Genomic DNA, 25,723 nt, shown 5'->3' with positions numbered 1-25,723 from the left:
GTTGTGCGCAACGAGGCGGGTATCGAGGATGATGCACCGCTGGACCGGCCGCTGGTGATGGTCTGCCCGGACCACCGCTGCAGAGAGGACGACGTGGACGAGGCCGTGGACCCCGTGCTCATCAGTGCGCGGGAAGCCGAGCGGCTCCGTGGCGAGCTGGCCATCGACGCCGCCGGCATCGGCACCTTCGACTGGGACCTCGTGTCGGGCCGGCTGGACTGGGACGACCGGCTGATCGAGATCTTCGGCTTCAACCCCGGGACCTTCGACAGCACTATCTATGGCTTCAACGACCGGCTGCACCCCGACGACCTCGCCCGGGTCACCGCCGACCTGCAGACCGCGATCGACACCGGCAACGACTTCGCCTCCGTCTACCGGATCATCCTGCCCAGCGGAGACACCCGGTGGATCTCCGCCCGCGGCCGCCGACTGTGCAACCCCGACGGGCAGCCAGTCCGCCTGCTGGGCGCCGCCTACGACATCACCGACCAGCGCGACGCCGAGCTCTCCGTCACCCGAGTCCTGGAGGCCATGCCGGCCGGCTTCTACTCCCTGGACCGGCAGTGGCGGTTCACCTACGTCAACGCCGCCGCCGAGAAGATCCTGCTGCGCGGCCGCGACAAACTCCTCGGGCAGGTGATCTGGACCGAGTTCCCTGCCGCGGCCGGCTCGATCTTCGAAGACAGCTACCGGCGGGCGGTCGACACCGGTCAGCCGGTCAGCTTCCCTGCCTACTACCCACCGCCCCTGGACGGCTGGTACGAACTCCACGCCTGGCCCAGCCCGGACGGGCTGTCGGTGTACTTCCTCGACGTCACCGACCGCCACCACGACCAGCAGCAGGCCGAGGCCGCCGCCGCCCGGCAGGCCCTTCAGGTGGCGGTGACCGAACAGCTGACCGGCACCATGCAGACCGACCGCGCCGTCGCCCTGCTGGCCCGCCTGGTCGTGCCCGCCCTCGCCGACTTCAGCATCGTCACCCTCGTCGATGACACCTTCACCCCCGGCTCCCGCCGGGGGGTGCGCGACGTCGGCTTGTGGCACCGGGACGAGGCCGCCCGCTCAGTGCTCGATGCCTACGGCCAGGTACGAATCCCCTCGCTCCAGGATCAGGCGTTCGCCTTGCGCGCACTGAGCTCCGGCCAGCCGGTGGTCATCAACCACGACGCCACCTCCGCGATCCGCGGAGTCCTGGTGGAAGGCCCGGCACAGGACCTGATCGCCGAACTCGCTCCGGAGTCCTTCATAACCCTGCCCCTGCGCGGGCGGGGTCACACGGTGGGCCTGCTGACCCTGTTCAACGGCCCCGCCCGCGGCACCGTGAGCCCGCTGGACCTGGCTTCGGCCACCGAGGTCGCCGCGCGGGCCGGGCTGGCGCTGGACAACGCCCGCCTGTACGGGCAACAGCGCGCCCTGGCCGAGCAGCTGCAGCACAGCTTCCTCAGCGCACCACCCGAGCCCGACCATGGCCAGATCGTCGTCCGCTACCTGCCCGCCACAGCAGCCGCCGCCGTCGGTGGGGACTGGTACGACGCCTTCATGCAGCCCGACGGGGCCACCATGCTGGTCATCGGTGACGTCGCCGGCCACGACACCGCCGCCGCGGCCACCATGGGCCAGCTGCGCAGCATGCTGCGCGGCATCGCCGCTTCCGACGACCACGCCGGCCCCGCCCAGGTGCTCCACCGCGTCGATAAGGCCATGGCCCAGCTGGAAATGGGCACCCTGGCCACCGCCGTCGTCGCCCGCCTCGAGCAGAACCTCGACGAGCGCGAACGCGGGGTGACCCGCCTGCGCTGGTCCAACGCCGGACACCTACCCCCGCTGGTCATCCACCCCGACGGCAACGTCGCCCCCATCCCCGACTGGCGCGCCGAGATGCTGCTGGGCGTCGACCAAGGCAGCCCCCGCACCGACACCGTGACCGTCCTGGAACGCGGCGCCACCGTGCTGCTCTACACCGACGGGCTGGTCGAACGCCGCGACTCCGACCTCGACACCGGCATCGAACGCCTCCGCGCAGCTGTGGCCGAGCTGGCGCACCTGCCACTGCAGGAACTCTGCGACGCCATCCTCCAGCGGCTGGTTAACGGACGCCCCGACGACGACGTCGCCCTGGTCGCCATCCGCCTGCACCGCCAGGACCAGCCCCGCCCCGCCGAAGCAGGGCCCCGGCGGCTCCCCGATCCTGTGCCCGACGAGCCGTCACCCTGACTTTGCCAACAGACGAACGATAAGCCGCGGTAGGCAGCCTGATGACCGCCAGGGACTGGTCAGGTAGGAAGTGTCAGATCCTCGACACTGCGGGTGAGGTCGTTGATGGCGCGACACCGATTGCACACCAACAGCGGTGCCGGCGGGTCCGACGGACAGTGACCCCAAGCCAACACCATCGAGCATCCCCCACACGCCAGACGGTGACCTTCATGGCGGCCGCGGGGCAGCGACGTCATGATCCGTCGATCACCCACCGGCGCAGCAGCCATCGCCAGACGGTGATCGAACCGCTGTTCCCTGAGGGACTGCACCGAGGAAATCCACGTCCTCGATCAGCCACACGCCGTCATCATCACCACCGGCCGACCGGCAGATAAAGGACGTTCTCGACCACCTTCGAACGCTCACTAACGGACGGCCCATTACCCAACCGTTTCGGGCCTGCGATGGCTGGTAGTGCTCCTGCCTCAGCGAGCGGCGACCCGACCGTTCAGTGCAGGGCGGGCGTTGCGGTGCCGCCGATCCCTAGCCGACTCGCCTACTGGCTGTCGGGCTCCCGCCCCGTTCAGCGCAGGGACGTTGCGCCGACCGGATCCTCGGTGATCCCACCTGCAGTTATCTTTGAGTTGTTGCGGAGCAGCAGCTCCGTCGGCCTTGGTGCATCAGACAGCGGCGCACCCCAGCTGGACCTCCCGCAGGTGGTCGACGCCGGGGGTGCTTCACCCTCGGTACTGCCGAGCTGGAAGACGTCTGCCATGCCCACCCCCAACGAGCCGCTGCCCGCGAAGACCGACCGTGCCCTCCAGGACCTCAGCGCCTTGACGCTGCGCCGGCACTCCATGGACACCCTCCTGCAGGCCGTGGTCGACGCCACCGCGTCGACGCTGCCGGGACACGTCGATTCCTCCATCTCCGTGCTGATCGGCTCCCGCCCCGCCACCGCCGTCTACACCGGCCAGCTCGCCCTGGACCTGGACGAGTCGCAGTACGAACGGGGCCACGGACCCTGCCTGCACGCGGCCACCACCGGCGAGCTGGTCGAGATCACCGACGCCAGGACCGAGACCCGCTGGCCCGACTACACGCCCCGGGCAGTGGAACGCCACGCCCTCAGCTCTCTCTCGGTGCCGCTGCCGATGGAGGGCCTGCACGCCGGGCTCAACATCTACGCCACCGAAGCGGATGCATTCGACGACGCCACCCAGTCAGCGGCCCGCGAGTTCGCGCGGTCCGCGGCCGCTGCGATCGCCAACATGTACGACTACCAGACCGCCCGCGACATCGCCGCCAACCTGGAGCTCGCGCTGCAGTCCCGGGCCGTGATCGACCAGGCCAAGGGCATCTTGATGGAGCGGCAGAAGCTGACCGCCGACCAGGCGTTCCAGACCCTCGCGTACGCCTCCCAGGCGGCCAACGTCAAGCTCCGGGACATCGCCGACCACCTGGTCAGGACCGGGGAGATGCCTCAGCCACCGCGCCGGAGCTGAGCATGCGAGCTCGGCTCCGGGCGCGTGACTCCGGGGGGCCCTGCGGCGGTCGGGTCAGGCGACCGCGACGCTCGCGGACAGGTCCTCCGGAGTGCCGTCCTGGCCGGTCGTGCACCGTGTACCGAGCACGACCGCTGACGGACCGGCCACCACCCGACCGCTCCCAGGTCGAGGGACACCGTTCGGGTCCCATCGGGGACGGATCGCTGTCGGGCGCAGTCGTAACCTCTTCCCGTGGCTGCTGAGGGCTCCGCCGACGAGCTGGCGGAGGCCCGCACCGAGTTGGCCGCCGCGACCGACCGTGCCGTGCATCTCGAGCGGGCAGTGGTCAGTCACCGGAAGATCGGCATGGCCATGGGAATCCTCATGGAGCGGCACCGCATCACGGAGGAACAGGCGTTCGACCGTCTTCGCGTGCTGAGTCAGCGGCGCAACGTGAAGCTTCGGGATGTCGCCGAGCGGGTCATCTACACCGGCGACGCCGAACAGCTCAGCGACTGAGCAGGCCACCTGTACCTGCACCCGTACTCGGAGGGAAACGTGCACGACCCGGCAGCAGAGAGCCAACCGCCCACAGACCCGGCGGAGCCTGACAACCCGTGGGCGCAGGAGGGTCACGCCAGGTCCTGGTGGGTCAGCGCGGAGGAGCGTGACGTACGCGCCGACGCCGCCGACCAACGGGCAGAGGACCGGGACACCGCTGCCCGTGCTCGTGACGCCGCCGCCGACCTGGTGCTCGAGGATGCGCGCGCCCGTGAGCACCTGGCCTACCAGCGGATCCGAGAGGTCACTCGTCGGCTGAACGCCCTGGACGCTGGCGAGGCCGACCAGCATGTGCACCTGCAGCAGGCGAGCGAGGCGATCCAGGAGGCGATCGATTCCGGTGCCGACGAGCCGCTGCTCCACTTGCTGCGGGAGGTGCTCAAGCTGCTCGACGTGCAGTTCGCCGACGTGATCGCCACCAGCATTCAGCGCTCCCGCCTCCGGGTCGATCTCCAGCACGCAGGCCAGCTACTGGCCGGCGCAGCCGATGACCGCACCGCCGCAGCCTCCGACCGGTCCGCCGCCGCGGCCGACCGGACGGCCGCGGCCGGGGACCGCGACAGCGCACGGACTGCCCGTAGGGACGCCACGGCCTACCGAGGCCTCGATGAGCCAGACCTACCGACACTCTGATCATCCGATGTGAGCCACAAGGATCATCCGATGTGAGCCACAAGAAATCCGAAACGGCGGCCCACAATCGCCCGTTAACGGACTGACCAATACTCATACGTTTCTGGGCCGCCCAATGCTTATGAGTTTCAGGTCAAAGCACACTTCGCGGAGCCCCTACGCGGTCAAGGGGAGGGACGCTTCTGGCCGTAGGTCTGGCATGTCCGCTCCGGTCACGGTCATCCGGGGAGCTGCACCCCGGTGATCTCGGCGCATCGGGCCAGCAGGTCCGCCTGCACCTGAGCCGATGAAGCGAGCGGGTGCGTTGCGCGTGCTCGCTGGTGGAAGAAGTAGCCCCCGCTCACCTGAGCCGCTGGGTCGTCGCTGACGGCCAGCCAGGCCTGGGTGACCGGTGCCAGGGACATGTCATCCGGGGCGCCGGGCCCGCCCATCTTGGTCGGCACCCACCCGGGTTCGAGTGCGTTGGAGCGGACGTCGGGCCACCGGCGGGCGACCGCGAAGGCGAGGACGACGTCGAGCAGCTTGCTGTCGGCATAGGCCTGGGAGCCGTTCCAGCGGCGGTTCTCCCACTGCAGGTCCTCCAAGTCCACGTCGCCACCGCGGTGCATCCCCGAGCTCAGGTACACGAGTCGGTCCGGTCGCGGGATCAGGGCCGTGAGCAGGTAGGGCGCGAGCACGTTGATCGCGAAGACGTGGCTGAGCCCGTCCACGGTCGGGATGCGGCGCGGCTCGCGGTAGCCGACCCCGGCGTTGTGGATGACGCCGTCGAAGCGGGCGTGCTGGTTGGCCTGTGCGGCGACCTGGTGCATCCCGGCGATGCTGGACAGGTCGCCGATGAGGACGTCCTCGGCGGCGGGGAGGGCGTCCCGCGCGTCGGCGGCTCGGGCCTCGTTGCGGGCGTGCAACGTGACCTGGTGCCCTTGGTCGGTGAGCAGCTGGGCGGCCATGAGGCCCAGCCCGTCGGTGGAGCCGGTGATCAGGACGCGGGACACGAGACCTCCTTGAGGATCGAACGGGGAGAACGGCGGGCGGTTGCGGTCCACAGGACGACGGCGAGTGCGCTGATGACGAGCCCGGTCACGCAGACCCCGGTCCATCCCGCCCGCTCCCAGGCGAGGGACCCGGCTGCTGAGCCCAGGGACCCGCCGAGGAAGTAGAAGGTCATGTAGACGCTGTTGACCCGGGTGCGGGCGGCCGGCTCGAGCTCGTAGATCGTCCGCTGGTTGAGCACGTGGAGCCCTTGCACGCCGATGTCCAACACGACGATGCCCACGACCATGCAGGCGAGGACGTGCGGAGCAGCCAGCAGCACCCCGAACGCGCCAGCGATGACCAGCACCGCGACCAGGGTGGGCAGCGGGTGGACGTGGTCGCGCAGCCGACCCACGGCGTTGGCCGCGACCGCCCCGGCGATGCCCAGCAGGGCGAAACCGCCGATCGCCGCGGGACCGAAGGAGTACCGACCGCCGCCCAGGAGCAGCGCGGCAGTCGACCAGAACAGGCTGAAGGCGGCGAAGCCCAGCGCCCCGAACGCGGCCCGGACCCGCAGCAGCGGGAGTTGCCGGTAGAGCCGGGCTGTCGACCGCAGCGTGTCCAGGTAGGTGGGCCGGTCAGCGACCGGACCGGTCGCAGGCAAGACGCGTCGGACCACGAGGGTCAGCAGCAGCATCAGCACGGCCGCACCGAGGAACAGCGGCCGCCAGCCGACGAGCTGGCTGACCACGCCGGCCACCGTGCGGGCGGCGAGCATGCCGATCAGGAGTCCGGTGATGACGGTGCCGACGACCCTCCCCCGCTGTGCGTCCCCGGCCAGTGAGGCCGCGGCCGGGACCAGGACCTGGGCGGCGATGTTGCCCACCCCCATCAGGGCGCAGGAGATCAGCAGGACGGGAAGGCTGGGTGCGACAGCGAACCCGACCAGGCCGACCGCGTCCAGCACGAGCAGCCCGGTCAACAGGCGTCGGCGTTCGACGATGTCCCCCAGGGGGAGCACCAGGACCAACCCGGCCGCGAAGGCCAGCTGCGTGGCCGTGACGACGGTGGCCACGGTCCCGGTGGAGATGTCCAGGGTGGCTGCGATGGTGGCCAGCAGGGGCTGGGCGTAGTACAGGTTCGCCGCGATGGCGCCGGTCGTCGCGGCCAGGATCAACGTGGTGGCCCGTGTGAGCACGGGCTGGACCCGGGCCTCCGCCGACCGCGCCGGCGCGCGGTCAGCGAGGTCCACCGGGGCCGGTCCTGTGGGCGTCGGGTCGGGCTGGGTCTGTGCCGTGGAGGTCATGCCAGCACCGAGGCGCCGTCGACGGTGACCACCGACCCTGAGGCGAAGGACTGGGTCATGCAGAACAGGAACGCCGCGGCGATGTCCTCCACCTCACCGACGCGTCCCAGGGGCACCGTGGCCGCGGTCTGCCGGTACAGCTCGGCCCGGTCGTCGTCGCTGAGGGACTGCCACAAGGGGCTGCGCGTGACGCCGGGACGGACGACGTTAACCCGGACCGGGGCCAGTTCCAGCGCAAGCGCGCGGGTCAGGGACTCCATGGCGCCACAGATGGCCGCAGGCACCGCCCAACCCGGGCCAGGCCGGTCCCCAAAGGTGCCCGTCACCAGGGTGATCGAGCCCGCCGCCGACAGATGCGGCAGGACGGCGTGCACGGCGGAGAGAGCGCCGAAGAAGCGGAGCTGGAAGAAGCTGCGGGCCCGGTCGCCGTCCAGCTCGGCCAGCGGCATAGGGGTCAGCGGCTCACCGGCGGTGTAGACGAGGTGGTCGATCCGCCCCACCGATCCGGCGACGTCGTCGACCATCTCGGTGACGGCGGCACCGTCGGTGAGGTCGACCGCCCGGCCGGTGCTGCCGGCCGGGAGGGACTCCAGCGCCCGCCGGACGCTCTCGGCGCGGCTGGAGACGACGGTGACCGTGGCCCCTTCGGCCGCCGCGGCGAGGGCGGTGGCCAGTCCGATGCCCGACGTGCCGCCGAGGACGAGGACGTGCTGGCCGGTGAGAGCGCCGGTGGGGCTGGTGTGCGGGTGGGTCATGGTGGGCCCTTCGGTTGGACGATGTGTTCGCCGTCCACCTTCGACGTGGGGTGAGGTGCCCGTCCAAGACCTGTTACCGCTCCTGTGATGCCCTTAAGGTATTGCCGTGCGTGCCGATGTGGACCTGCGCAAGCTCCGCTACTTCCTCGCTGTCGCCGAGCACCTGCACTTCGGCCGGGCAGCCGAGGAACTGCACATCGCCCAGCCGGTCCTCTCCCGCCAGATACGCGCACTGGAGGAAGAGCTGGGCGTCCAGCTCTTCGTACGCAACCAGCGCAGCACCGCCCTCACCGCGGCCGGCCGGCAATTGCAGGTGGACTCGGCTCCTCTGCTGTCGGAGGCTGCGGCGCTGCTGCGGCGGGTGACAGCAGCAGCTGCGGGGCCGGCGTCCTTCCGGGTGGGGTTCATGCCCGGGCTGATCGTCACTGCCGAGGTCCGCGCGCTGCGCGCGGCCCATCCCGAACTCGACATCGAGGTCCTGCGCACCGGGTGGGGCGACCAGACCACCGTGGTCCTCGACGGACGAGCCGACGTCAGCTACGTGCGTCTGCCCGTCGACCAGCGCGGTCTGGCCCTGGAGCCACTGCTTGAGGAGCCTCGGGTGCTGGTGATGGCCGCCGACCACCGGCTGGCGGGAAAGGAGTCGGTGAGCATCACCGACCTCGCCGACGAGCACCTGCTCCAAGACCCCGACGCGGTCCCGGAGTGGCGCGACATCGCCAGCGAGCTCCGGACCGGCCGCCGGACCGCAGCGCCACCGGCCTCGACCGTGGAGGAGAAGCTGGAACACGTCGCAACTGGCCGAGGGATCGCTGTGCTCCCACTGTCGACGGCGACCTTCTACACCCGTCCCGACGTGGCACACAGCCCCATCAGCGACATCGCACCCAACCGGGTCTCCCTGGCCTGGGCAGTCGCCAGCCGCAGCCCGCTCGTCCGCGAGTACGTCGCGCTCGCCCATCAGCTGCACGCCTCGCTCCACAGAGGATGACGTCGACACCACCCCCGGTGTCCCGCACGTGCTCGTCAGCACCAACGGGCTTGAACCGCCCATACGTCGCAGCACTGGGGCATCGCCTGACGGTTTGGCACGCTGAGCCCATGCCAGCTCAGCTCCTGCCCTTCCTCGCCGTGGTCGCAGTCCTCACGCTGACCCCGGGACCGGACATGGCCCTCGTCCTGCGGAACGGCGTTCGAGGCGGAGTTACGAGCGCATGGTGGACAGGGCTGGGCTGCTGCGCCGGCATCGCCGTGTACGCCACCGCGGCCGCGGTCGGCCTGGCGGCAGTCCTCGCCGCATCGGCGACCGCCTTCATGGTCCTCAAGCTCGTCGGCGCGGGATACCTGATCTACCTCGGCGTGATGGCCCTATGGCACTCACGCAAGGGCCCCGCCGCCACGCCCACCGAAACGCCCGTGCCGACGGCGCTGGGGCGGAGGGCGGCCTTCCAGCAGGGCCTGGTCAGCAACCTGCTCAACCCGAAGATCGCGCTGATCTTCCTGACCTTACCCCACAGTTCGTCTCGCCCGGTGAGCCCGTCACGACCACCGCCGTCCTGGCAGCCGTCTTCTTCGGCGTGGCCGTCGTGTGGTGGCGGCTGTTCTCCCTCGCTGTGGGTGCGCTCGGCCAAGTGCTGTCCCGCAAGCGGGTCGCCACCACGATCGAACGGGTCACCGGCACAGTGCTCATCGCGTTGGGCCTACGCGTAGCACTCACTTCGACCGGTAGATAGACGTTCGCGCATCTCTTCGACCGCTCACTAACGCCCGTTTTTGGGCCGCTCCGATGGCCAGTTGACTCGTCGGACGTTCGGCCAGGTCAGTCGACGAGTCAACCGGCCCAGAACCCGTGCCCGAAATCAACGGCCCGAATGGACGGCCACTGACCGTTTCTGGGTTACTGCGGCTCGAGCCTGGCGACCTTGCGGCTCAGCGGCACCAAGGTCTCAGTGGTCAGGGAGCTGGCCGGTGCTGGTGAGCTCGTCGGCGATGTTGTTGAGCTTGCGGTTGGTCAGCGAGGACGTGCGCGCCAGGACGCCGAACGCCTGGTCGGCGGTGAGCTTGTGGCGCTCCATCAAAATGCCCTTGGCCTGGCCGATGAGGTCCCGGTTGCGCATGCCGCTGTGCAGGTTCTGCTCGTGCTCAGCGCCGGCCAAGGCGATGGCGGCATGAGCGGCGTACATCAAGCCGACCTCCTGGCTGACCTCGTTGAAGGCACCGACCTCGGTGGCGTAGAGGTTCATCGCTCCGAGGTTGTCGCCTTCGACGAACAGCTGGAAGCACATCAGGCTGCCCGCGCCCAGGTCCGCGGCCCGCACGGCGAACCGCGGCCAACGCTGCTCGGTGCGGACGTCATCGACCCGGACCACCTGCTCCTCCCAGATCGCGTCCAGACAAGGTCCTTCGCCGATCTCGTCCTGCAGGCCGTCGACGGCCTTGGGCAGCTCGCTGGTCCAGGCCCGCGGCTCCACCTTCCGCCGGCCGATCACGTAGCTGATCCCGCACTCGACCGCACCGGGCACCGCGGCCACCGCCGAGGCGGTGATCGCCTGCAACGTGCCCTCCACGTCCCCGTGCTCCTCCTGCAGCTGACGGGCCACCCGGCTCATCACCTCACCGAGGTGCTCCGTCGGATCAGCCGGCATCTCAGGCACGTCGGTCACTAACGAAACGTACTGGTCCCCAAATGGTGAGGACGTGGACGAGCCCGCGGGAGCACCACATCGCCTGATCAGCGCCGGGCAAGTGCTTGCCGACTATCACTTCTATGACTACTATTCTGGTCATGGTCACGCAGAGCTTGGCATCGGTGAAGGCCTCATTCAGCGAGGTCGTCTCCAACGTCACGGGCACCCATGAGCGCGTCACCATCACCAAGAACGGAACCCCGGTCGCCGTCCTCCTCGCCGCCGAGGACTACGAGTCCCTCGTCGAGACCCTCGCGATCCAGTCAGACCCCCAGGCGATGGCTGACATCCGCCAGGCCGAGCGCGATATCGCTGCCGGCACGGTGCACGACGAGGCGGAGATCCGAGCCGCGCTGGCCGCGCGCCGAGCGTGACCCCCGAGTCGTACACGGTCGTCCTGTCCCCTCAAGCCAAGCGCGCCATCGAGCGCGACCTGCCCGAGGCGGTGGCCGCAGCCGTCGTGGACTTCCTGTTCGGCGCACTGGCCCAGGCTCCCTACCGGGTCGGGAAGCCCCTGCGTTTCAACCTGGAGGGTTACTACTCCGCCCGGCGTGGCCAGTACCGGGTCATCTACTCCATCCATGACGAGCAGGTCCGGGTCCAGGTCGTTCGCATCTCCCACCGAGCGGACGCCTACGGCTGAGCGACCGTCCGCTCGGTCACTCGGTCGCTCGGTCGCTCGGTCGCTCGGTCGCTCGGTCGCTCGGTCGCTCGGTCAATCAGGCTGCGGCGGCGGCACCGCATGGTGGCATCGATTGTTGTACGCAACGAGACGCGCGCAGTGAATGATCACCCACTGGCCGGTGACCAGCCGCGGGCAGACTTGCTTCAGGCCACCGCCGCAGAGAGGACGACGTGGACGACGCAGAGGACCGGACGCTCCTCGATGCTCGGGAGGCTGATCGGCTCCGCGGCGAGCTGGCCATCGACGCGGCCGGCATTGGCACCTTCGACTGGGACCTCGTCTCCGGCCGGCTGGACTGGGACGACCGGCTCATCGAGATGTTCGGCTTCGACCTCGGCACCTTCGACAGCTCGATCGACGGGTTCAACAACCGGCTGCACCCCGACGACCTGGACCGGGTCACCGCCGATTTGGCGACCGCGATCAGCACGGGCAACGACTTCGCCTCGATCTACAGGGTGTGTCTGCCCAGCGGGGACACCCGGTGGATCTCGGCTCGGGGACGCCGGCTGTGCGACCCCGACGGGCGACCGGTGCGCCTGCTGGGTGCGGCCTACGACGTCACCGACCAGCGGGACACCGAGCTCGCGGTCGTCCGGGTGCTGGAGGCGATGCCGGCCGGCTTCTACTCCCTGGACCGGGAGTGGCGGTTCACCCACGTCAACGCCGCTGCGGAGAAGATCCTGCTCCGCAGCCGCGAGGAGCTGTTGGGGCGGGTGATCTGGGCGGAGTTCCCCGCCGCCGTCGGATCGGTCTTCGAGGACAGCTATCGGCGGGCGGTCAGCACCGGTGAGCCGGTCAACTTCCCCGCCTACTACCCACCGCCGCTGGATGGCTGGTACGAGCTGCGGGCCTGGCCCACTCCCGATGGGTTGTCGGTGTACTTCTCCGACGTCACCGCCCGGGTTGAAGGAGACCAGCGGGCAGCGCGCACCGCCGCACGACTCGCCCTGGTCGCCGAGATCTCCCACGCCCTCAACTCCGGTGACGTTCACGTCCTGCTGCACCGCCTGCCGCAGATGGTGGTGCCGGCGCTCGCCGACAGTTGCATCGTGACCGAGATCGGTCCCGACGGCCGCGCCCGCGACCTCAGCTCTTGGCACCACGATGAGCACCTGCGCTCGGCGCTGCAGGAGTACGCCCAGATGCGCCTGGTCGACCTGCCACCGCACGCACCCTTCGCCCGCGCCCTGCGCACCGGCGTCACTGAGCTGCTGACCGCGGAGACCATCGCCACGGTGCCGGTCAACGCCCCCGCCCGGGTCCACCTGGACCGGCTGGGCCCCCCGCGCGGGTCGGTCCACCCGCTGCGTGCCCACGGTGCGGTGCTGGGCGCGCTCACCCTGCTGAGCTCCCCGGACCGGCCCGTCGATCACGACAGCGAAGCCAGCGCCCAGGACATCGCCGACCGCCTGGGCGCCGCCCTACAGGCCAGCCGGGTGAGCCAGACCCGCGCCCAACTGGCCGAGGACCTGCAGCGCAGCCTGCTCACCGACCCACCCCAGCCCGACAACGCTCAGATCGTGGTCCGCTACTTGCCCGCCAGCCAGGCCGCCCGGGTCGGTGGCGATTGGTATGACGCCTTCCTCCAGCCCGGGGACGCCACCACGATCGTGATCGGTGACGTCGTCGGTCACGACACCGCCGCGGCCGCAGCCATGGGCCAGCTCCGCAGCCTGCTGCGCGGGATCGCCGGCTACAGCGATGCCGGGCCCGCCGAGGTGCTGCGCGGGGTGGACACCACCATGCAGCTGCTGCAGATCAGCACCCTCGCCACCGCCGCCATCGCCCGGTTCGAGCAGACTCCCGATGAAGCCGACCGGGGGGTCACCCGCATGCGCTGGGCCAACGCCGGGCATCCCCCGCCCCTGGTCCTGCACGCCGACGGCAGTCACGTCCTGCTGGGTGCTGCGAAGGGCGACCTGCTCCTGGGAGTCGATCCGGCCACCACCCGCAGCGAGCAGGTCATCGCCCTTGATCAGGGTTCCACTGTGCTGCTCTACACCGACGGGCTCGTCGAACGCCCCGACTCCGATCTCGACGCCGGGCTCGACCGGCTCACCACGGTCGCGACCGAACTGGCCGGTGCGAGCCTCGACGAGCTGTGCGACGGGCTCCTGACCCGCCTCGTCGACAGGCGCCCCACCGACGACGTCGCACTCGTCGCCATCCGGCTGCATCGCCGGGACCGCTCAGGCCAGGAGGACCCCACCGCATGAGCGACCCCACCCGGACACCGACGCACTACGCCGAGGCCTTCGCCTCCTGGCACACCGACCGCCCCCTCCCCGAGGCCGTCAATCCACGACTGGTCCTGGAACTGCAGTCCCTGCGCGGGCTGAGCCTGGTCCGCCGGCAGGTTCGGGACTTCCTGCTCTCCTCACTCGACGTGGCCAGAGAGGAAGAACCCACACCAGCCGTCGAGGACACCGTCGACCAGGCCATCCTGGTCATCGACGAACTGACCTCCAACGCCATCCGGCACGCAGTCCCTCCCTCCAGCCTGCACATCGGGGACGAGGAGCACCATTGGCTCGTCGTCGTCATCGACAGCGCCCCTCAACTCCCACCCACCCCCGCACGGGAGCGACCCGCCGGCCAGGGCGGCTACGGCCTCTACGTCATCGCCGACCTCACCACCGCCCACGGCGTGCACTACCAACCCGACCACAAGCTGGTCTGGGCCCGCATCAAGAAGAGAACCTGAAAACGGTCGGGGAGGCCGTCACCCGGACTGCTAACCGGTGGTGAGGTCATCCGGCAGGACCGATGGGCCTGCCTCCGGCGGTCGCGGGCGGTCCTCCGGATGGGCGCGGATCGCGAGGATCGCGATGTCGTCGTCGGCCTCACCGCCCAGCTGTGCCAGCAGCTCATCACACAACTGCTCGAGCGGAAGGTCACGCGCGGCCAGGGCCTGCGCCGCTGAGCGCAGCCACTCGAAACCCTCCTCCAGCGGGACGCCGCGGCGCTCCACGAGCCCGTCGGTGTAGAGGAGCACGGTCGACCCGGGGGCCAGGCTGGCGGTGTGATCACGGCGGGGGCTGTCCGGGTCGACCCCCAGCAGCCGGTCGACCGGCCGCTCCAGCAGCTCCGCGGTCGCGTCGGGATGGATGAGGACCGGCGGTGGGTGGCCGGCGTTGGACCAGCGCAGCGTCCGCATCCCGGCCGCGGCCTCGGCCTCGGTCTGCTCGACCTTGGCCAGCACGGCAGTGACCAGGGTGTCCACCGCCAGGTGTTCCATGGCCAGGTCCAGCTGGCTGAGCACCGCCGCGGGGGGCTCGACCATGGTGTGGGCGATGCCGCGCAGCACGTTGCGCACCTGCCCCATCGCCGCTGCCGCCTCCTGCCCGTGCCCGGACACGTCCCCGACCACCAGCTGCATGCTGCCGTCGGAGACCAGGAACGCGTCGTACCAGTCACCGCCGACCTGGACGTCGTGCACGGCCGGGACGTAGCGCACGGCGATCTGCAGGTGATCTGGCTGTACCGGTGGGGTGAGCAGGCTGCGCTGCAGCGCTTCCGACATTGCCCGGCTGACCGTGGCCGCCGATCGTTCGGCCTGCCGTTGCAGCAGCCGGTCCAGGGCCTGGGCGCACTGGGCGGCGAACGCGGTCAGCAACTCCACGTCCCCGACCGCGAAGTCCTGCGGTGCGTCCCAGCCAACCGTCATCGAGCCCAGCAGCCGGTCCTCCACCTGCAGCGGGAACGCCGCCCACGCCTCCCTCCCGGCGGTGGCATAGACCTCGGCCATGTCGGGTGAGAACGCCGAACCGATGACACGATCGCCCAGCAAGAGCGGCTCCCCGGTCCGGGCAGCGACCGTCGCCGGCAGCTCCACGCCCATCGGGATCATCGAGAAGACCCGCCGCGCGTCCATCCCCAGGGAGTCGGTCATGCTCAGCCGCAGGTGAGTGCCGGTCTCGTCCAGCACCCCCACGGCCCCACCGTCCGCGCCCAGGGCACCCAGCCCGGCGATCACCACGTCGGTGAGTGCCTCGACCGTCTCAGCACCGGCCAATGCCAGCGACACCTCCGCCAGCGCCGCCAGCCGCCGGGCGGTGCGCGCCTCGGCCCGCCGGACCTGCTGCAGGTCCTGGTGCCGGGCGAGCAGGTCACTGGACAGCCGTTCCGACTGACGCCGCAGGTCCTCAGCCACCGCCCGGGCGAGCCGGCTGCTCTCCTGCTCGGCCATCATCTCGGTGAGGTCCTCGACCGCGTTCAACAGCCCGACCGGTCGGCCGTCGACACCCGGGAGCGGGATGTTCACCACGCTCCACCACCGCTGGACCGACGTGCCGGCCTCCTCCACCGGGTAGCTCAGCAGCGGCAGGCGGTCCGGGAGCCCGGTCTCCAGTGCCGTGCGCATCGAGACCTCCAGCGGGCTCGCCTCACCATGTCCCGCCCTGTCGGGGAAGACGTCGAACACGTAGTGGCCCACCAGGTCGTCTCGGGCCCGGCCCACAGCCCGCAGGTAGCTGGCGGTGGCGTCGACGATGACCAGCTGCGTGTCCAGCAGCAGCCCCGGCGCCGGCCACGAGTCGAACGCAGGCCCGTACAGGGCACCTTCCTTGATCTGCACGATCTCCCTCACCGCTACGGCACGTCAGCCGCCGTGGTGCGGGGCCGTGACCTTGAACTGACTATCTACCGACCTGCGGCAGGCTCGGGGACTCGACGGCCCCGGTCGCTGCGGACACCTCTCCTGTTGCGGCCCGCTGCTGACTGGCCTACGCCGCTCGCCGGGGGATGCGGGAACTGACCCGCTGGAGGACCTCGTCCAGCTCCTGCTGGAGCTCGGTGATGCGATCGGCGTCGAACGCGAGGGCCTCGAGCAGCGCAGCGGAGACCCCGCAGGCGGACCTCTTGAGGGCGTAGCCGGCCTCGGTGAGCCGGATCCGCACCTGCCGCTCATCAGCGGCACTGCGCTCCCGGGTGACCAGCTCGAGGGCGGCCATCCGCTTGAGCATCGGCGACATCGTGCCCGCGTCCAGGTCGACGCGGTCGCTGAGCTCGCGGACGGTCTGGTCGTCCTGCTCCCACAGCGCCATCAGCACCAGGTACTGCGGATAGGTGATGCCCAGCTGGTCCAGCAGCGGCCGGTACAGCGCAGTCAGCGCCCTCGAGGTCCGGTAGAGGGAGAAGCAGAGCTGCTCATCCAACACGACGCTGGGCCGGGGGATGGTCACACCCATCACCCTAGGTGCCCCAAAAGTTGGTGCACAAGTCAACTGCCAGCCCAAGCCTTGGCGCCGGCCGCCAGTGAACGGTCAGGTAGGCAGCGTGAGAGCTCCGACGCTGCGGGTGAGGTCGTTGATGGCGTGACACCGGTTGCACATCAACAGCGGTGCCGGTGGCTCCCACGGGCAGTGATCCCACGCCAGCACCATCGAGCATTCGCCACACACCAGCCGGTGACCTCGATGGCGACCGCGAGGCAGCGCGGTCATCCGCCGTCGATCACCCGCCGAGACGACCGTCGCCAGACGGTGATCGAACCACTGCTCACCGAGGCTGCCCACCGAGCGAATCTACGTCCCCAACCAGCCGGTCTCGCATGCTCTTAGGAATCTGCCGGCTCCAGACCGCCGCCGCCCTGGCTCAGGGCATCGACCCACGATTTCGCACCGTCATGCAACGCTCCAGCTCTGGCCTGCGCGCCGAGACCTTCAGACGGGCAGGCTCATCGCCCCGATGGGTACTCGGTTGACCCTCAGGTGCCGTCGCCCCTGATGCCCATAAGGGGCTGCGCGATGACCGTCGAAGGTCGAATCGGGGTCACGTGTCACTCCTAACGGCCTCATCGCTGAACACGGCGGGTGGGTATGACCGCGTGCCGAATACGAGCCCGCGCTGCTCATAAGGCGTCCGCTTCGGCGACCGATGCCGACGACCCAGTCGATAACCCTCGTCGCCAGTGACAAGTGCACCTCCTCACAGACGACAGGAAATCTCGATGTCCAAGTCCCAGTCTCTCGACGCTCCCAAGCAGTGTGCTGTCTCCAACGCAGGGCACGGCGCAATCGGCTCCACCTCAGCCCCGCTCCCCTCGCATCACCGCAGCGCTGCTCACCACGGGCGCGCCGGGCGCCACCCCGCAGCGGCAACGAGGCAGCGTCCGCCCGCCCGAACTGACCGACGGAGCTCGGCAGACCGCGCCCGCTTCGCCACGGCTGATCGCTTGCTGCAGGGCGTCCCGATGGGGGGCGAGTCCGGCGGACCGACCTCCACGCCGCAGCTGACGGTCTCCGAGGTCGTCAACGCCTTCCTTCACGTCCGTGTGGAGCACCTCGACCTCAAGGAGAAGACCCGACTGAACCACCGCGCCCACCACACCTACCGGATCCGGTCCACCGGCCTCGGGGCGCGGCCCATGCTGACGATCTCCCAAGCGGAGGTCGACGACTGGCTTCAGCATCTGACTGCCCGCGGCTGGTCGGCGGGCACGATCGACCGCACCCACGCGCTCCTCGCAGCTGCCCACGCGTGGCACCGCTCTCGCTGCCCTCGCCCGGCCAGGACGTGAGGCCTGAGTGGCTCGGACCAGCCGCTTGGCTGCGCGGCGGGCCCCATCCAAGCCCGCGAGTCCGGTTCGCCTGATCTTCCAGTCACAGCGCGCGCGAGGAGCCTGGCCGCATGCTGCAGCCAGGCTCCTCACCGCTGTCGCAGGCGGGACCGTCGCAGGCCCCGCGACTCATCGTGGCGGTACGGCCGATGGGACAGGTTGAGACCAGAGTTGTGACCGTGCAGGTGTTTTCAACGCCAGAGCAACATCCGCCCGCCCGGACCGTAGACGACCAGATAGCGCCCCGACGCCACGACCTCGACTCCCCCGGGCAGCGGCCAGGCCCCATTGGACCCAACGTGGATAAGCAGGTTCTGCCACGCGACCTCGTCCCCTCCACAGATGTGGACAGCCCACGGGGAGGGCGGCGTGCAGACGGTCAGAGTGACCGGTCCCCACGGCAAGATTTGGGAAGGGATGCTGGGGTTGCCCAGGATGACTCTCGGCTGCCGAACGTCGGGACCAGCGATCCTCACCACATGCCACTTCCCGCCCGAAGCGTCCTCCACGTGCCACTCCATCGGAAGCCCCTCATAGGGATGCGGCTCTCGGAGCGCAACCGCAAGACGGCTCCAGAGGGCGGCTACCGGACGCTCCGGATCGCAAGCGCCTGACAGGTCGGGTACGTCGTTCTTCGTCACCGTGCATGTGTCGGGTGACGCCACCGCCCACCTGAGCGGGTTCCAAGTGACATCAATAGCCGGGACTGGACCGCCTTTGTCGTGAGCCAGCCACCGGCATTCCGCGAACTCCACAGGGCCGTACCAACAGACCGCTGGATCGACGCGTCGGCCCGAGCCGATGGCAGAGTGCCCCGAGCCGAGTTAGACCGGGACGGGCGCCGGCCAGCGAGGCAGCAGACATCAACGATGGTGACGGGCCGAAGGCCCGCCACCTCAGCGACTTTGCCGCTGCTGAGACCGGGACGGACGCCACCTGTCTGAAGTACGGACGTAGCAACGCCGCACGTTCCGGCCGGAACTGCAGCACACCCGCAACGGGCGTCGCTCTGCGTCATCGACGACGGAGCCGCGCAGCGGCGTGAGAGGCGCTGCACCCGCTGCAATGGCTGCAAATTGACTGCGCCAACGTCCGAGTAACGTCCACGCTGTCCAAACCACGTGCCGACGTGCAGGTCAGCGGAGGGCGTGGGATTCGAACCCACGAAGAGCTGTGAACTCTTAGCGGTTTTCAAGACCGCCGCCATCGGCCACTAGGCGAGCCCTCCTGGCAGCACGGACGCGTCGCCGCTCCGTGCCACTGCCGGCTGATCCTACGGACCGGGAGACCGGCGACCACTTCCACCGGGATCGGCCGGCCACCGTCCCGGCGGGATGTGACCGGCCGGTCGGCCGGACCAGCCGTACAACGGGCTCCGGCCCCGCCCCGTGGGTGCGGGACGGAGCCGGAGCGACGAGCAGGTGGTGCGGGGAGGTCAGGCGGCCTGACGACGACGGGAGACGACCAGGAGGCCGCCACCGGCGATCAGGGCCAGCGCACCGGCGCCGGCGATGGGCAGGGCCGAGAAGCCGGTGAAGGCCAGCACGGCGGTGCCACCGGAGACGGTGACCTCGACGACCAGGACGCGCGGGTTGCCGTTGACGTCGACACCGGAGGCGACCAGGTGGTGGGTGCCGTTGGTGAGGTCCTTGGGCAGGGTGACCGTGGCGCTGAAGGTGCCGTCGGCGAGGACGGTGGCGGTGCCGAGCTTGACCGGGGTCGAGTAGACGACCAGGTCGACGGTGGAGCCGGGCAGGAAGTCCTTGCCGCTGATGGTGATCTGCTCACCGGCGACGACCTTGCCGTCGGCGTCGTTGCTGGTCAGCGTGCCGTCGGCCGTGGGGAGCGAGGTGGCGACGGAGGAGGCGAGGACCGGCCCGACGGTGACCCAGTCGGAGCTGCCGAGCGGCTCACCGTCGGCGTCGAGGGAGTGCACGGCGAGGACGTAGGTCGTGCCGGGGACGGCGGGCACGGCACAGGAGGTGCCCAGGGCGGAGGCGGGCTGGCACTCGATCGCGCCGTCGCTGCTCTGCGCACCCTCGGGGGCACCGGTGACGAGGTAGCCGGCGACGTCCTCGAGGCTGGCCGGGGCGGACCAGTTCACCTTGATCGAGGCGGGGCCGGCGACGGCCTTGACGTCCAGCGGGCCGGGCACCGCGGTGCGGCCGGTGAGGGTCTCCGAGGCCTCGGTGACGCCGTTCTTGGTGGTGAAGCGGAAGGAGACCGAGTAGGTCGCGCCCGACTCGAGGCCGGTGATCGTGCCGGAGTACTGGAAGTCCTCGAGGTTCTCGGTGGCGACGCCCTTCCAGGTCTTCCCGCCGTCGAGGGTGTACTCGACACCGGTCACCGGGTTCTCGGAGTCCAGGCTGCTGATCCAGAGCTGGAACTCCAGCCCGCCCTCGACGCCGGAGACCCAGTTGGCGGTCGGGGCGCCGGTGACCTCGTCGTACTCGCCGTCGGGGTCGCTGGTGCCGGGGTCGCTGGGGTTGCCGGTGCCCGGGTCGGTGACGACCGGGGTCTCGGGCTCGATGACCACCGGGACGTCACACGGGAAGACCGTGCCGCTGACCCGCGAGCCGTCGGCGATCGCGGCGCCCGGCACGAAGGACGCCGGCGCGACGTCCGCACCGCCACCGGCGCCACCAGTCGGGGGCAGCGCCTCGGTGGCGCCGCCCATGTCACCCTTGACGGAGACGACGACCGTGCCGCCCAGGCTGACCTTGGTGACACCGCCACCGCCGCCGCCCCAGCCGTTGTCCTCGTCGCCGGTACCCGGCTGGCCGCCGACGGCGCCGCCGGTGCCACCGGCACCCGCAACAGCGGGCGAGAGCACGACGGCCGGGTCGGTGTCCGAGAGGACCGCAGCCTTGGGCAACGTGGCGTCGCCGCCGTCCTCACCGAGCGCGAAGACGTACTGCTGCTCGGCCGTGACGACGGTGGTCCCCGACGTGCTGCGGCCCACACCCCGGTCAGCCGTGCTGGAGTAGCCACCCATCGCGGCGTTGACGTCCCACTCCACGCTGCAGTACCCGGCCGGGACGGTCAGGCCGGTCGCACCGAAGACGTCATAGGAGGTGTCCTCGGCGTCCCACGGGGCGCTGCTGGTGAACGAGTACGACTCACCGGGCGTGGGGACGAAGTCGGCGGCCGAGGCGACGCCGGAGACGCTGAGGACAGCGGTGGACAGGCCGATGGTCGTGACGGCCAGGAGGCCGGCCGCACGACGGGTCGGGGAGGAGAAGCGCACGTCGAACCCCAGTTGGGATGGTGCCCGGAACGCCGGGCTCGTCACCCGGAGGTCCGGGCGCTGGGGGCACCAGACCACCGCCGGACCCCCCGCTTACGACCCGCCGAGCCGATGGTGCGTCGCGTTACCAAACCGTGACATGGGCACATTCGTGCAGATAGTGGGCAGGATCTGACTGTGGAATGGATCCTGATCGGATCCTAGGCCCTTGATCGCTGGTCACTTCCTGCCTAACATCCCGCTGGGAGCCGTCTGTCCTCTCGTTAGGGCATGATGTACGCGATGGCGGCGTTCCACTCCGTGTAGGTCCGCGCTCACGCGCGTCGATCTCCCGCCTGCCCCAGCTCCGAAATGGACCTCCCTGCCTGTGACCGTGTCCCCGAACGCCCCCGCTCGCCGTCGCGAGCGCTCCGCCGCCCGCGAGACCGTGGCCCGTGACGCCGACCGCACCGCGGCGCGTGACGAGAAGCGCGCCCAGCAGATCTGGGTCGACGGCGCTGCCCCCGAGCTGCCCACCCGCACCACCCGGCCGGAGAAGGTCGTCTTCCACCTCGGCCCGACGAACTCCGGGAAGACCTACGAGTCGCTGCAGGCGCTGGCCGCCATCGGCCGGGGCGTGTACGCCGCACCGCTGCGTCAGCTGGCCCACGAGGCCTACGCCAAGCTCTCCGCCCAGCTGCCCGCCGGGACCGTGGGCCTGTCCACCGGCGAGGAGGAGATCGACCCGCACGCGCCGATCGTCTGCTGCACCGTGGAGAAGGCCCCCGACCGCGGCGAGATGCTCGTCCTCGACGAGTCGCACTGGGTCACCGACCCCGACCGCGGCCACCACTGGGCCCGGCTGCTGCTGACCGGCGAGTACCGCGAGATGCACCTCATCTCCGCCGCCGAGGCCTACCTGGTGCTCAAGCCCCTGGTGACCGACGCCCAGCAGGTGCAGGTCGTCAACCACAAGCGGCTGTCCCGCCTCGACGTCCTCCGCTCCCCCGTGCGCGTCGACGGGGTGAAGCCCCAGACGCTCGTCGTCGCCTTCTCCCGCAAGACGGTCTACGCCGTGGCCGCAGAGCTCGACCAGCACCGCCCGGGCAAGGTCGGCGTCCTCTACGGCGCGCTGCCCCCGGCCACCCGCCGCGACGTGATCGACCGGTTCACCAAGGGCGAGCTCGACGTCCTGGTCACCACCGACGTCATCGGCCACGGCATCAACGTCCCGGCCACGACGGTGCTCTTCGCCGACACGACCAAGTTCGACGGCCAGGAGCTGCGGCCGCTGCGCACCTGGGAGGTCGCCCAGATCGCCGGGCGCGCGGGCCGCTACGGCCTCACCGGGCACGGCCAGGTCGGCATCCTGATCGGCGTCGCCGGGCTGAAGCCGGTGGGCGCCCTGGTCGGTGCCGGTGCCGCCGTCGCCCGCGGCGACGAGATGAGCGACCTGCCCAAGCGCATGCCGCGGCTGCGCCCGGAGCTGGAGGACCTCGGCGCCCACGAGGCCGTCGACCTGCCCGAGGCGCTGACCCGCTGGTCGGCCTGGGCCCGCGCTGCGACCCGCGACGAGGGCATGACCGCCGACGACGTCACCAGCCTGGTGCTGCGCGTGCACGCCCTGCTGCCCATGCTCAAGGGGCCGCTCGGCGAGGCCGGTGACCTGCAGACCGTCTGGCGCCTTGTCAACCTGGCGATCGACTACAACCCGCCGCGGCGCACCCGCTGGCTGGTGTTGGCCCGCGCCGCGCTGCAGCACGCCATCGGCCTGCCCGTGCCGGTGGAGACGATCCTGCCGGAGTACCCGGTCAAGGGCACCGTCGAGGACTACGAGCAGGCCGCGGCCGCTGCCCGGGACGCCCAGACCCTGCTGCGCCAGTTCCCCGGCGTCGCCGGCCTGGACAGCGACGACGCCGCCGACCTCGAGGACGCCTGCGCCGAGACGATCACCGAGCTGCTGCCCGACGCGATCTCCATCGGCCGGTCCGGCAAGTGCGTCGAGTGCGGTACGTCCATCGCGCCGTGGTTCACCACCTGCCGCCCGTGCAGCGCCGGCCCGGCCAAGGGCCGCGGCCCCGGCCGCGAGGGCGCACCCCGCGAGGGCGCCGGCCGGTCCTCGCGTCCGGGCTCACGCTCCGGCTCCCGCCAGGGCCGCCGCCCGAGCCGCAGCGGCCGCTGACCCCTCAGCCCACAGGCCCCGCTGTTCCTCCGGCCCCGCTGTAGAGGCTCACGCCGAGCTTGCGAGGCGGGAGGGGCAGCGGGTCACATTCATCGGTCGACGGTGACGTCGTTGAAGGGCAGCCGGGGCTCGACGTAGGGGAAGACGACGAACAACAGCAGGGCGACCACCGCGAGCACCAGCACCAGGGCCAGCACCGCCTTGCTCGCCGTCGGGCCGGGCAGGTGCCGCCAGATCCAGCCGTACACGGGTCAGCCCTCCTGGAGTGCCGGAGGACCGTCGGGCGCCTCGGCCTTGCTGATGGGACCGCCGTCGAGGACCGCGTGCACGATGAGCCGCTGCCGCGCGGAGTACTTCGGGTGGCAGGTGGTCAGGGTCAAGTAGGCCCCGGCCGGCGCGCCGTCGGCGGTGCCGCCGGGCACCGGGTTGATGACGTCCACCCGGTCCGGGGTGACGATCTGCTGGCCCGGCACGCCGTTGGCGTCCACGCCGTAGTCGGTCGTCCCGGGCGTGCCGAGCACCCGGTAGACGTACCAGCTGGAGGCGGTCTCGACCACGATCGGGTCACCGGGGAGCAGTGTGTCGACGTCGAGGAAGGGCGAGCCCTTGCCCACGCGGTGGCCGGCCAGGGCGAAGTTGCCCTGCTGCCCGGGCATGGCGCTGCCCACGTAGTGGCCCGGCCCCTGGGACAGCTCGTCCTCGTCGGTGCCCTCCAGCACGACCTTCTCGTAGTCCTCGCCCAGCCGCGGGACGCGCACGACGGCGACCGGCGCCCCCACCGGCGGGGCCACCTGGTCGGCGGCAGGGTCGGTGGACGGCGCGGCGTCCCACTGCTCGCGGATCTGGTCGCTGAGCTGGTTCTGCGTGCGGTCGTTGAGGAAGTCGGTCACGTAGACCTCGTAGAACACGAACAGCATCACCACGAGCCCGGCGGTCACCAACAGCTGGCCGACGCCGCGCACCGCGATCTGCCACAGCGGGTCGCGAGGACGCCGATCACCGGCACCGTCGTCCTCGTACCGGTCGTCGGCGTACCGGTCGTCCTCGTGACCGTCGTGCTCGTAGCGGTCGTCGTCGTAGCGGTCGTCGTCGTAGCGGTCGTCCTGGTGCCGGACGTCGGTCGCCGTCTCGTCCCAGCGCAGGCCGTGCAGGCCCGACTGCTGGTCGGTCCCGGTCTCCCAGCGGGGCGTCGTCGGCGGCACGGGCGGGCGGCCCGGCACCGGCGGCAGGTCGCCTCGGACACTGCGCCCACCCGGCTGGGACACGAGGCCCATCCGCTGGGTGCGGTCCCGCTCGTCACGCTGACCACGGCTCGGGTCCACAGCGCCCTCCCCGGTTGTCCTCGTGACGCACGACAGGTGCACGCCACGGAAAAGCGTAAGCGAGCCGACGCCTTGAAGCGGGCTCCACCACGCAGTCGGGCCCCGCTCCGTGAGGAGCGGGGCCCGACCGTGTGTCTCACCGCCTACCGGCGGCACAGGTCACGCGTTCTTGCGGCGACGCGAGGCGACGATCAGGCCACCGCCGGCACCAACGGCCGCAAGGCCACCGATCAGGGGCAGGGCGATCGAGGCGCCGGTGTACGCCAGGCCACCAGTCGAGGCAGCCGTGGCGACGCCACCGGTGACGGTGAAGTCAGCGCGCATGACGTAGGGGTTGCCGTTCATGTCCACGCCGCTGGCGACCAGGCTGTGCTCGCCGTTGGCCAGGTCGGCCGGGATGGTGACCTCGATGGTGAAGTTGCCGTCCTCGTCGGCCTGGACCGTGCCCAGGACGCGCGGCTCGGAGTAGACGACCAGGGTGACGGTGGAGAGGGGCAGGTAGCCGCTGCCGACGAAGGTCATCTTCTGACCTGCGGTGATCTTGTCGACGGAGCCATCGGCCGACTTCAGCTCGGCGTTGCCGACCGGGACCGATGTGGCGACCTCGACCGCCGGGACGACGGTCGTGGTCACGAACTCGCCCTGCTCACCGAGGTTGCCCTCGTCGTCGAAGGCGTAGACACCGACCGAGTAGGCCTGGCCGGCCGGGACACCCAGCAGGCAAGCACGGGCCTCGGCGTCGTCGATGCACGCCACCAGGTCAGCGTCGCTCTGTGCGCCGTCCGGCAGGGCGAATGCCTCATAGCCGGCGATGCCGCTGGCGTCGGCCGGAGCGTCCCAGGTGATGAGGATGGACGAGATGCCCACGGTGGCCTTGACATTGCGGGGAGCGTCGACGAGGTCAGCCTCGGGCGCCTCGGAGGAGGGAGTGTCGGTGGTCGGGTCGCCCGGCTCGCTGGGGGTCTCCGGGGTGTTCGGGGTCTCCGTGCCGGCGTCCGGGACGCAGGTGCCCTCTGCGACGGCAACGCGGGCCTCGGCGACCTGGGCCTGAGTGACGTACTGAACCGGCTGCGCCTCGGTGCCGGTGTCCGTGCCGGTGCCGGTGTCCGTGCCGGTGCCGGTGTCCGTGCCGGTGCCGGTGTC

Annotated in this window: 22 protein-coding genes and 1 tRNA gene; 12 read left to right on the top strand and 11 right to left on the bottom strand. The window is 70.6% G+C overall.

Going from position 1 to position 25,723, the window contains the following annotated elements; translation table 11 throughout:
* Positions 1-93: 93 nt before the first annotated feature.
* From GCU67_RS19735 to GCU67_RS19720, 4 genes are all read left to right on the top strand, one after another.
* Positions 94-2,217 (top strand): SpoIIE family protein phosphatase, encoded by a 2,124-nt coding sequence (locus GCU67_RS19735; protein ID WP_338105175.1) that lies wholly within the window; start codon positions 94-96, stop codon positions 2,215-2,217.
* Positions 2,218-2,975: 758 nt separating this feature from the next.
* A complete protein-coding gene (locus GCU67_RS19730) occupies positions 2,976-3,707 on the top strand; it encodes a GAF and ANTAR domain-containing protein (protein ID WP_163613074.1) in 732 nt (243 codons plus the stop codon).
* 234 nt (positions 3,708-3,941) lie between these two features.
* Positions 3,942-4,208: an ANTAR domain-containing protein gene (locus GCU67_RS22580; RefSeq protein WP_211661772.1), complete on the top strand. Its 267-nt coding sequence runs from the start codon at positions 3,942-3,944 to the stop codon at positions 4,206-4,208.
* Between the two features lie 39 nt (positions 4,209-4,247).
* Positions 4,248-4,883 (top strand): hypothetical protein, encoded by a 636-nt coding sequence (locus tag GCU67_RS19720; RefSeq protein ID WP_163613073.1) that lies wholly within the window; start codon positions 4,248-4,250, stop codon positions 4,881-4,883.
* Positions 4,884-5,101: 218 nt separating this feature from the next.
* Here the strand turns inward: GCU67_RS19720 and GCU67_RS19715 are convergent, their stop codons facing one another.
* Genes GCU67_RS19715 through GCU67_RS19705 form a run of 3 tightly spaced genes read right to left on the bottom strand, consistent with a single transcriptional unit; the run spans position 5,102 to position 7,916 of the window.
* Positions 5,102-5,875 (bottom strand): SDR family NAD(P)-dependent oxidoreductase, encoded by a 774-nt coding sequence (locus GCU67_RS19715; protein ID WP_163613072.1) that lies wholly within the window; start codon positions 5,873-5,875, stop codon positions 5,102-5,104.
* The gene (locus GCU67_RS19710; RefSeq protein WP_163613071.1) at positions 5,860-7,161 is read right to left on the bottom strand and encodes an MFS transporter; all 1,302 of its coding nucleotides are present in this window, start codon (positions 7,159-7,161) and stop codon (positions 5,860-5,862) included. Before GCU67_RS19710 ends, GCU67_RS19715 begins: the two co-directional genes overlap by 16 nt.
* Positions 7,158-7,916 (bottom strand): SDR family oxidoreductase, encoded by a 759-nt coding sequence (locus GCU67_RS19705; protein ID WP_163613070.1) that lies wholly within the window; start codon positions 7,914-7,916, stop codon positions 7,158-7,160. The genes GCU67_RS19710 and GCU67_RS19705 overlap by 4 nt, the downstream gene beginning before the upstream one ends.
* Before the next feature lie 106 nt (positions 7,917-8,022).
* On the opposite strand from GCU67_RS19705, the gene GCU67_RS19700 reads away from it, so the two are divergent.
* Positions 8,023-8,907 carry a LysR substrate-binding domain-containing protein gene (locus GCU67_RS19700; RefSeq protein WP_163613069.1) on the top strand — a complete coding sequence of 295 codons (885 nt, stop codon included), beginning with the start codon at positions 8,023-8,025 and terminating at the stop codon, positions 8,905-8,907.
* A 110-nt stretch (positions 8,908-9,017) separates the two neighbouring features.
* On the top strand, positions 9,018-9,626 hold the full coding sequence (locus GCU67_RS19695; RefSeq protein WP_211661771.1) for a LysE family translocator: 609 nt from the start codon (positions 9,018-9,020) through the stop codon (positions 9,624-9,626).
* 236 nt (positions 9,627-9,862) lie between these two features.
* Here GCU67_RS19695 and GCU67_RS19690 read toward each other — a convergent pair whose 3' ends face one another.
* On the bottom strand, positions 9,863-10,579 hold the full coding sequence (locus GCU67_RS19690; protein ID WP_338105174.1) for a GAF and ANTAR domain-containing protein: 717 nt from the start codon (positions 10,577-10,579) through the stop codon (positions 9,863-9,865).
* A gap of 122 nt (positions 10,580-10,701) precedes the next feature.
* Here GCU67_RS19690 and GCU67_RS19685 point away from each other — a divergent pair, with 122 nt between their 5' ends.
* The 4 genes from GCU67_RS19685 to GCU67_RS19670 all read left to right on the top strand — a co-directional run bounded on the left by GCU67_RS19685 (position 10,702) and on the right by GCU67_RS19670 (position 13,995).
* The gene (locus GCU67_RS19685; RefSeq protein ID WP_163613068.1) at positions 10,702-10,977 is read left to right on the top strand and encodes a type II toxin-antitoxin system Phd/YefM family antitoxin; all 276 of its coding nucleotides are present in this window, start codon (positions 10,702-10,704) and stop codon (positions 10,975-10,977) included.
* Positions 10,974-11,246 carry a type II toxin-antitoxin system RelE/ParE family toxin gene (locus tag GCU67_RS19680; protein WP_163613067.1) on the top strand — a complete coding sequence of 91 codons (273 nt, stop codon included), beginning with the start codon at positions 10,974-10,976 and terminating at the stop codon, positions 11,244-11,246. Before GCU67_RS19685 ends, GCU67_RS19680 begins: the two co-directional genes overlap by 4 nt.
* A 212-nt stretch (positions 11,247-11,458) precedes the next feature.
* Positions 11,459-13,507 (top strand): SpoIIE family protein phosphatase, encoded by a 2,049-nt coding sequence (locus GCU67_RS19675; protein WP_163613066.1) that lies wholly within the window; start codon positions 11,459-11,461, stop codon positions 13,505-13,507.
* Complete coding sequence (locus GCU67_RS19670) at positions 13,504-13,995, top strand: ATP-binding protein (RefSeq protein WP_163613065.1); 492 nt, start codon at positions 13,504-13,506, stop codon at positions 13,993-13,995. Before GCU67_RS19675 ends, GCU67_RS19670 begins: the two co-directional genes overlap by 4 nt.
* Positions 13,996-14,025: 30 nt before the next feature.
* Here the strand turns inward: GCU67_RS19670 and GCU67_RS19665 are convergent, their stop codons facing one another.
* Both GCU67_RS19665 and GCU67_RS19660 read right to left on the bottom strand, forming a co-directional pair.
* Complete coding sequence (locus GCU67_RS19665) at positions 14,026-15,879, bottom strand: SpoIIE family protein phosphatase (RefSeq protein ID WP_163613064.1); 1,854 nt, start codon at positions 15,877-15,879, stop codon at positions 14,026-14,028.
* A 136-nt stretch (positions 15,880-16,015) separates the two neighbouring features.
* On the bottom strand, positions 16,016-16,480 hold the full coding sequence (locus GCU67_RS19660; RefSeq protein WP_163613063.1) for a MarR family winged helix-turn-helix transcriptional regulator: 465 nt from the start codon (positions 16,478-16,480) through the stop codon (positions 16,016-16,018).
* Positions 16,481-17,466: 986 nt separating this feature from the next.
* Between GCU67_RS19660 and GCU67_RS19655 the strand changes: the two genes are divergently transcribed.
* Entirely contained in the window at positions 17,467-17,811 is a 345-nt protein-coding gene (locus GCU67_RS19655; protein ID WP_163613062.1) for a hypothetical protein, read from the top strand.
* A 1,179-nt stretch (positions 17,812-18,990) separates the two neighbouring features.
* Here the strand turns inward: GCU67_RS19655 and GCU67_RS19650 are convergent.
* Positions 18,991-19,078 (bottom strand) — tRNA-Ser (locus GCU67_RS19650).
* Between the two features lie 207 nt (positions 19,079-19,285).
* Positions 19,286-21,142 (bottom strand): fibronectin type III domain-containing protein, encoded by a 1,857-nt coding sequence (locus GCU67_RS19645; protein WP_163613061.1) that lies wholly within the window; start codon positions 21,140-21,142, stop codon positions 19,286-19,288.
* A 322-nt stretch (positions 21,143-21,464) separates the two neighbouring features.
* On the opposite strand from GCU67_RS19645, the gene GCU67_RS19640 reads away from it, so the two are divergent.
* The gene (locus GCU67_RS19640; RefSeq protein ID WP_163613060.1) at positions 21,465-23,258 is read left to right on the top strand and encodes a helicase-related protein; all 1,794 of its coding nucleotides are present in this window, start codon (positions 21,465-21,467) and stop codon (positions 23,256-23,258) included.
* Between the two features lie 89 nt (positions 23,259-23,347).
* Here the strand turns inward: GCU67_RS19640 and GCU67_RS21205 are convergent, their stop codons facing one another.
* The 3 genes from GCU67_RS21205 to GCU67_RS19630 form a co-directional block, all read right to left on the bottom strand.
* The gene (locus GCU67_RS21205; RefSeq protein ID WP_170311088.1) at positions 23,348-23,506 is read right to left on the bottom strand and encodes a hypothetical protein; all 159 of its coding nucleotides are present in this window, start codon (positions 23,504-23,506) and stop codon (positions 23,348-23,350) included.
* Between the two features lie 3 nt (positions 23,507-23,509).
* Positions 23,510-24,580 (bottom strand): class E sortase, encoded by a 1,071-nt coding sequence (locus GCU67_RS19635; protein ID WP_338105172.1) that lies wholly within the window; start codon positions 24,578-24,580, stop codon positions 23,510-23,512.
* Between the two features lie 159 nt (positions 24,581-24,739).
* A partial coding sequence (locus tag GCU67_RS19630; protein WP_163613059.1) for an Ig-like domain-containing protein occupies positions 24,740-25,723 on the bottom strand: 984 nt, incomplete at its 5' end.

Origin of the sequence: Modestobacter muralis, from assembly GCF_010682105.1 — a bacterium.
GTDB classification, from domain to species: Bacteria; Actinomycetota; Actinomycetes; order Mycobacteriales; family Geodermatophilaceae; genus Modestobacter; species Modestobacter muralis.
The sequence above is the reverse complement of the archived record's forward strand: the minus strand, read 5'-3'. Positions and strand labels throughout refer to the sequence as shown.